This window comes from Kitasatospora sp. NPDC057542 (genome assembly GCF_042801945.1).
Taxonomy (GTDB): domain Bacteria; phylum Actinomycetota; class Actinomycetes; order Streptomycetales; family Streptomycetaceae; genus Kitasatospora.
The window spans coordinates 1-3,858 of the sequence record NZ_JBHVFE010000650.1; the positions used below are offsets into that span (position 1 = coordinate 1).

Below are 3,858 nucleotides of genomic sequence, written 5' to 3' on the forward strand. Positions count from 1 at the left end.
GACCTCCTCACGTGAGGAGGTCAGCCCCTTCTCGCTACCGCTTGTAGAGCGGCTCCCCCGGCAGCTCCGCGCTCGCCGGCAGCACCGCGAGGTCCAGCCCCCGGTCCAGCCGCACCCGCAGCACCGGATCGGCAGCCACCGCCTGCCCGACCCGCTGCGCGGCCGCCTGCAGTCCCGCCTGGTCCAGCGCCGGGTCGAACACCACCGCGAGCACCCCGTCCGAGCCCTCCGAGGCCGCCAGCAGCCCGGTGACCACCTGCGGCTCGGCCGCCAGCAGCCCGCGAACCGCCTCGCGCACCTCCGGGTCCCGGACCGGCGGCAGGAACGGGCGGTTCTCCGCGAGCGCCCGCAGCCGGGCGCCGCTCAGCGGGAACGGCACCGGCCCGGCCGGGTCGATCAGCAGGGTGTCGGCACGCTCGGAGAAGGCCACCATCGCGGCCTGCGGGGCCGCCGTCGGCGCCGGGCGGGCATCGGCGCGCCAGCGGGCGAGCGACTCCAGCGACGTGAAGGCCGGCAGCGCGCGGCGCCCGTCCGGGGCCTCCAGCACCGGGACGGCCATGTCGCTGGTCTTCTCGTGCCGGTGCCCGTGCTGGTCCACCTCGACCTCGCCGAGGATCGCGACGATCGGAACCATCAGCCGGGTGGGGGTCAGCGCCGCCAGCACCTCCGGCTCGGCCGCGCGGTCCTGCGACCAGCGGGCGAGGGCACCGGTGAGCGCCGGGGCGGCGGTGCCGTCGTCGTCGGAGAAGCCGGGGTTCGGGATGCTCTTGCCGACGAACGCCGGGTTGGAGAAGTCTTTGCGGTCCACCCGCCCGACCCTATGCCACCGCGCGTGAGCCGCCCCATTTCCCTGCACGCGGGGCCTACCCACCGGTAGCGCGGTGTGGCACCCTGCGCCCATGGTGATCCTCGACGCGCCCGCGACCGCACCCGCCCCGGTCTCCGACCGCCTCCGGTACGACCGCGCCACCGCCCACCTGGACGGGCCGGTGGCCGTCGTGGACCTCGCCGCGTTCGACGCGAACGCCGCCGACCTGGTCCGCCGGGCGGGCGGCAAGCCGATCCGGCTGGCCAGCAAGTCGGTCCGCTGCCGGGCGCTGCTGGAGCGGGCGCTGGCCGTGGACGGCTTCCTCGGGGTGATGAGCTTCACCCTGGACGAGTCGCTCTGGCTGGCCCGCACCGGCATCCGCGACGTCCTGCTCGCCTACCCTTCCGCCGACCGGGCCGGCTTCGCCGAGCTGACCGCCGACCCGGAGGCCGCCCGCGAGATCACCGTCGTGCTGGACGACCCGGCCCAGCTGGACCTGATCGACGCGGCCCGCGGAGGCGACGCCGAGGTACGGGTCTGCCTGGAGCTGGACACCTCGCTGCACCTGCTCGGCGGCCGGGTCCGGGTGGGTGCCCGGCGCTCGCCGCTGCGCACCCCCGAGGACCTCGGCGCCTTCGCCGAACTCGTCCAGCGCCGCCGGGGCTTCCGGGTGGTCGGCCTGATGGCGTACGAGGGGCACGTCGCCGGGGTGGGCGACCGGGTGCCCGGACGGCCGGTGCGCTCGCAGCTGATCCGGCTGATGCAGGCCAAGGCCCGGACCGAGCTGGCCGAGCGGCGTGCGGCGGCGGTCCGGCGGCTGCGGCAGGTGGCCGACCTGGAGTTCGTCAACGGGGGCGGCACCGGCAGCGTGGAGTCCACCGTGGCCGAGCGCGCCGTCACCGAGGTCGCCGCCGGCTCCGGGCTGTACCTGCCGCGGCTGTTCGACAACTACCGCTCCTTCCGGGGCCGTCCGGCCGCGCTGTTCGGCCAGCCGGTGGTGCGCCGCCCCGGCCTCGGCGTGGTGACCGTGCTCGGCGGCGGCTACCCGGCCTCGGGGGCGGCCGGCCCGGACCGCTCGCCGGTGCCCTACCTGCCGGCCGGGCTGCGCTACGACCCGATGGAGGGCGCCGGGGAGGTGCAGACCCCGCTGCTCGGCTCGGCCGCGGACGACCTGCTGATCGGCGACCGGGTCTGGTTCCGGCACGCCAAGGCGGGCGAGCTGTGCGAACGCTTCGCCGAGCTGCACCTGATCGAGGGCGACCGGATCGTACGGACGGTGCCGACGTACCGGGGTGAGGGGAAGACGTTCCTCTGACGCTTCGTCCGTCTTTGCCCTACCGTGGTGCCGACACCACGGCACGACAAGGGAGCAGCATGGACCCCGAGCTCACGGACATCGCCACGAGGGGCGCAACCGCTCTGGCCGGCCTCATGGTCACCTCGGCCTGGGACCGGGTGAAGCCGCGCGTTGCCGCGATGTTCGGCCGCAGGGCGGAGTCGATCTCCGAAGAACTGGACGAGACCCAGGCCGAGTTGGCCGCGACGCCGGACGGCGGCCGCGAGTCCGCCATCCAGAGCGCTCAGGGCGAGTGGCAGCCGAAGCTGCGCCGACTGCTGGCCAACGACCCGGCCATGGCCGCCGAACTCCAGGCGATCCTCGACGAGTTCGCTCCGAAGCCGACTGAGCGGTCCAACTTGCTGCACAACGACCTCAAGGACGTGACCGTCAGCGGCGGCATCGTGATCCAGGCCGGCACCATCACGGCCCGCGACATCGGGAGCTGACCTTTCCGGAGCCTTAACGGGGCCCGATGGAACGGCTAACCACAGCCGTCCGTCGGGCCTTTGTGCTGCTCGGGGGCCTACAGTCCGTCAACGAGGACAGCACGCACGGCTATTGCCTTCTGGTCCAGACCAATCCTACGCTCTGGCCGGGGGCCGCACGCCGGGCCGGCGGCTCCCGGACGGGCAGGCGTGCCCGTTCCCCCACACTCGCCCGGAACGACGGTCAAGGAGTCCCCACCCCATGTCCATCAAGCGAAGTGCCCTGTCCGTCGGCGTGATCGGCGCCGCGGTCCTCGCGGTGGCCGGTGCCACCGCCGGCACCGCCAGCGCCCACGGCACGATGACCAACCCCGTGAGCCGGGTCGCCGCCTGCTACGCCGAGGGCCCCGAGCACCCGGTGTCCCAGGTCTGCAAGGACCTCGTCGCCGCGAGCGGCACCCAGCCGCTGTACGACTGGAACGAGGTCAACATCGCCAACGCCAACGGCAACCACCAGGCACTGATCCCGGACGGCAAGCTCTGCTCGGCCAACCGCGACAAATACGCGGCGCTGGACTGGCCGCGCACCGACTGGCCGGCCACCGCGGTGAAGGCCGGCGCCTTCACCTTCCAGTTCCGCACCACCGCGCCGCACGTCGGCACCCAGACCGTCTACATCACCAAGCCGGGCTACGACCCCACCAAGCCGCTGAAGTGGTCGGACCTCGACCCGACCCCGGTGGCCCGGGTGCAGGTCGACCGCAACGCCGTCAACGGCTCCTACACCTACTCCGGCACCCTGCCGCAGCGCACCGGCCGCCAGGTGCTGTACACGGTGTGGCAGCGCAGCGACAGTCCGGAGGCCTTCTACGCCTGCTCCGACGTCGACTTCGGCGCCTCCACCACGGCTGTGTCGGCGCTCGCCGCCCAGGCCCCGGCCGCGCCCAGCGACGCCCAGATCGCGGCCGACGCGTCCAAGTCCACGGTCGCCCACCACGGCCACGGCGGGGACCCGGACTCCCCCGCCGGCCAGGTGGTCCCGACCACCTCCGCGGCCGTGGGCGGTACCTCGGCCACCGGTCCGCTGCTGCTCGCGGGTGCCGCCGCGATCGGTGTCGGCTGGGCCGGCATGGTGCTCCGGCGCCGTCGCGTCGAGGCTGTTCGACGCGACTCCTGACGCCGGGCGCGGGACCGGGCCGGCCACACCCCCGTCCGACCCGGCTCCCGTGACACCACCCCGTGCGGCAGCGAACGGCGGCGGCCCATCCGGAGGGTTCCCCCCGGGT

Annotated in this window: 4 protein-coding genes; 3 read left to right on the top strand and 1 reads right to left on the bottom strand. The window is 74.3% G+C overall.

Annotated features, from left to right (window positions below):
- Positions 1-34: 34 nt before the first annotated feature.
- Positions 35-808 (bottom strand): SseB family protein, encoded by a 774-nt coding sequence (locus ACFU7Y_RS41460; RefSeq protein WP_224281590.1) that lies wholly within the window; start codon positions 806-808, stop codon positions 35-37.
- A 91-nt stretch (positions 809-899) separates the two neighbouring features.
- Here ACFU7Y_RS41460 and ACFU7Y_RS41465 point away from each other — a divergent pair, with 91 nt between their 5' ends.
- From ACFU7Y_RS41465 to ACFU7Y_RS41475, 3 genes are all read left to right on the top strand, one after another.
- Positions 900-2,123, top strand: coding sequence for an amino acid deaminase/aldolase (locus ACFU7Y_RS41465; protein WP_224281589.1), 1,224 nt, complete (start codon positions 900-902; stop codon positions 2,121-2,123).
- A gap of 59 nt (positions 2,124-2,182) precedes the next feature.
- On the top strand, positions 2,183-2,593 hold the full coding sequence (locus ACFU7Y_RS41470; RefSeq protein ID WP_224281588.1) for a hypothetical protein: 411 nt from the start codon (positions 2,183-2,185) through the stop codon (positions 2,591-2,593).
- Positions 2,594-2,834: 241 nt separating this feature from the next.
- Entirely contained in the window at positions 2,835-3,749 is a 915-nt protein-coding gene (locus ACFU7Y_RS41475) for a lytic polysaccharide monooxygenase (RefSeq protein WP_380771585.1), read from the top strand.
- The last annotated feature ends 109 nt before the right edge of the window (positions 3,750-3,858 follow it).